This window comes from Rickettsia endosymbiont of Culicoides newsteadi, assembly GCF_002259525.1.
In the GTDB taxonomy this organism is placed as follows: Bacteria; Pseudomonadota; Alphaproteobacteria; order Rickettsiales; family Rickettsiaceae; genus Tisiphia.
Genome location: NZ_MWZE01000126.1, coordinates 1 through 3,201, shown reverse-complemented (window position 1 = coordinate 3,201; position 3,201 = coordinate 1). Strand labels below are relative to the sequence as shown.

The window sequence follows — 3,201 nt, the reverse complement described above, 5'->3', positions numbered from 1 at the left end:
TGAGTAAAGAATAGTAACAATAAAGAGAACGAAAGTTAAAGAGTTAATGAATAAGTATTCTGAATAAAATCCGTAATTATGTCGAGGCTCTAGAAGCCGTGGGAATGAGAGGTCACTCAAGGATATTTATAAGAATGCAGAAACCATTATGGCACTCGATGCCGAATATATGACCGCTTCCTTTGTGGCTCTATTTTTTTATTTTCTTTCTTGACAAATTCACTCGTCCATATATGACAAACATTATTAAATTCAGAATTACCACAAGAAGAGAAAAAATGGTGGAGCAAAGAGAAATATTAGATTTATTTTATGTATAGTCAATTCAGGAGAATTTGGGGCTAGGAGCGACGAGTAATGACGTCCCCAATTTCCCATCAATTGACTATAATTATAGACAAAGTCATTAGTGCTAGTTAATATATATGCTATTATATATATTAACAAAATCAAATTTCATAGACTTTATGTTTGGCAGCAAAATTATTTATAACAGTTACGGTTTAATAAAGGATAAGATGAAATCATGCTATCATTTTTGCAAAAATTTTCCATCTTGGTATATGGAGAAAATTTTTACGTTGATCAATTATTTTACCGATGTAAAATATAAGGTAACACACTTAAAAGAAACTAATTTAAAGCTTGGTATAGAACATTTATATAAGAATAACTTAAATGACGCTATATTAAGGTTTAAATTGGTTGATAAATTTTTTTCTAATTCAGACCAAGCTTTAGTCAATTCAGGAGAATTTGGGGCTAGGAGCGATGGAGCGACGCCTATAAGTAATAGGCGAGCAACGAGGGACGACGTCACCAACTTCTCCTCAATTGACTATAATTCTTGCCAAGTTAATTACTGGCTTGGTTGGACATATTTCTTAAAAAATAATTATCAAAAGGCTTTGTATCATCTACAAAAAGCTTCTGAATCTGATCCAGTCAAGTTAGGAACTTTTTTACAAAATTATAATAATTCGTCAGATATTCCTTCGCAAATTTGGCATCAATATAGAAATCTTACGGCTGAATATTATAACAACAAATTTTGTAGTAATAAGCAACTATACCTACCTCATAATTTTGTCAGTAGGATTATGAGTGGCATAACAGATTTGCCTGATAATTACCGCATTTTAGAGCTAGGTAGTAATACAGGTTTAGTGGGGGCTGAGGTTAAAAAGCGTTTTCCTGATAGCTTTACTTTTACTGGTGTAGAAAGTTCAGAAGCCATGAATGTTTTTGCCCTAAATATGAATATCTATGATAATATACTAGAAGTTTCTATACCAGACTTTATTAAGCAACATTCTAATAAATATGATGTGATATTAAGTTTTAACGCTCTTTCTTTTACTAAGAATCTGTCAACTTACTTTAATGATATTTATTCAATAGTCAATAAATTAGGGTATTTTGCATTTTGTTTGCCAATAAATAACGTTACAAATCTTTCATTAAAAAGAAAAGAATTTATTTTTGCTATAACAGATATCAAGGAAGCTTTAAGTCAAACTAAATTCACTGTATTAAGTAGTGAGGAATTAGTTATAGAAAAAAATGATAAATACTATATGGTGGTTTGTAAGAAAAATCATTGATGAAACCTATAATGAAGAGATTTATATTACTAGCATTAGTTATACTTAACTTTTTTAACCTAACCGCAATAGCGGATGTTCAAAATACTCAAGATAATGATGATTTTCAGTATGTTTATAGTGCCAAGAATGGTTGTATGCAAGTCTATGATCCTTATGAAAAACTGAATCGTAAAATCTTTGTCTTTAACTCCATTTTAGATTATCTGTTTTTGCGACCTATTACTATAGGCTATAAACAATTTACTAATGATTATACCAAAGCTAGAGTGAGTAGTTTTCTAGATAACATTACTATACCTTTGACTGCTGTCAATTATGGCTTACAGATGAATTATGATCAAACTATGAAGAGTATATGGAGATTTCTTATCAATAGTACATTTGGTATAGGCGGATTATTTGACGTAGCAAGTAAAATTGGCTTAAAAGTTACCAAACAAACTTTGGGGAATACTTTAGCTCATTATGGAGTAGGGCCTGGACCATACTTAGTCCTACCATTTATTGGTGCTACTAATGCAAGAGACTTCACAGATACGGTATTTACAAATAGTTATTTAAATCCTATAATGTATAGGGTACATAGGAATTTTGAAATGGTAGTATCTAGTGTACAAATTATAGATACTAGGTTAGGATTATTACCATTTACTGACTATATAACACGTAGTTCTACCGATCCTTACATAGCTGTAAGATCAGCTATGCATCAAAATCGGGAATCTGTAATTGCCTATCCTAAACAATTTAAATGCCCTAAACCTAACTAAATTATAGAAAATTATGAAAAAATTTATTGTTTGCTTAATTTTAAATTTCCTTTCTTTGTCAGCCTATTCAACTGCTAATGATAATAATGCGGGGGTTGATAGCTATGTTAATCAGCTAATAAAAAATGGTCTAGAGGTATTTAATGATCAAAATTTAACTCAAGATGGCAAAATTGCTAAAAGTAAGATGCTAATTTTAGCTAACCTGGATTTAGATTGGATGGCTAAATTTACCCTTGGGGTCTACAGAAGAACTTTAACCCCTGAACAAATTAAACAATTTACAGAAGTTTATGGTAATTATGTCAGTACAGTCTATGCTGATTTGGTAAAAAATTATCATGGTCAACAGCCTAAAGTTGAACAAGTGCGTATTCTTGATAAAGGTGAGTTTATGGTAGAAATGTTGATAGGAACAGCTAAAGTAAACTACTTGGTACGTCAAAAAGATGCAAGCGATAATTCTAGTTTTAAAGTTTCAGATGTTATTACGGAAGGTGTTAGTATGATAAGTTCCCAACAGTCAGAGTTCATGAATATTCTCAGTAATAGTGGTTTTGATACATTGATCGATGAATTGGTAAAGAAGTCATAAGCTTTTTCGTCATTACCAGTGAACATGAAGATTATTATGTGGATTGCTTCGTCGCTACTAAAGTAGCTCCTCGCAATCTGATATATCCCCACGAAATTGTTGCAAAATAGCAAGAATTGATAGAATATCTTCATTATTTAATGATGATGGAGATAGTAGGTTATGGATGTAAAAACAGTATTAAATGAAGTAATAAAAGAACATTGTCCTTTTATACATAATAATCGTT

At 30.9% G+C, this 3,201-nt stretch carries 2 protein-coding genes and 1 pseudogene; all 3 read left to right on the top strand.

From position 1 onward, the window contains the following. Positions 1-425: 425 nt before the first annotated feature. Positions 426-1,433, top strand: a pseudogene (locus RiCNE_RS06645) (palindromic element RPE2 domain-containing protein); the annotation flags it as partial. 182 nt (positions 1,434-1,615) lie between these two features. Further along, on the top strand, positions 1,616-2,377 hold the full coding sequence (locus RiCNE_RS06640; protein ID WP_094649782.1) for an MlaA family lipoprotein: 762 nt from the start codon (positions 1,616-1,618) through the stop codon (positions 2,375-2,377). Between the two features lie 13 nt (positions 2,378-2,390). Then, entirely contained in the window at positions 2,391-2,972 is a 582-nt protein-coding gene (locus RiCNE_RS06635) for an MlaC/ttg2D family ABC transporter substrate-binding protein (RefSeq protein ID WP_094649780.1), read from the top strand. The last annotated feature ends 229 nt before the right edge of the window (positions 2,973-3,201 follow it).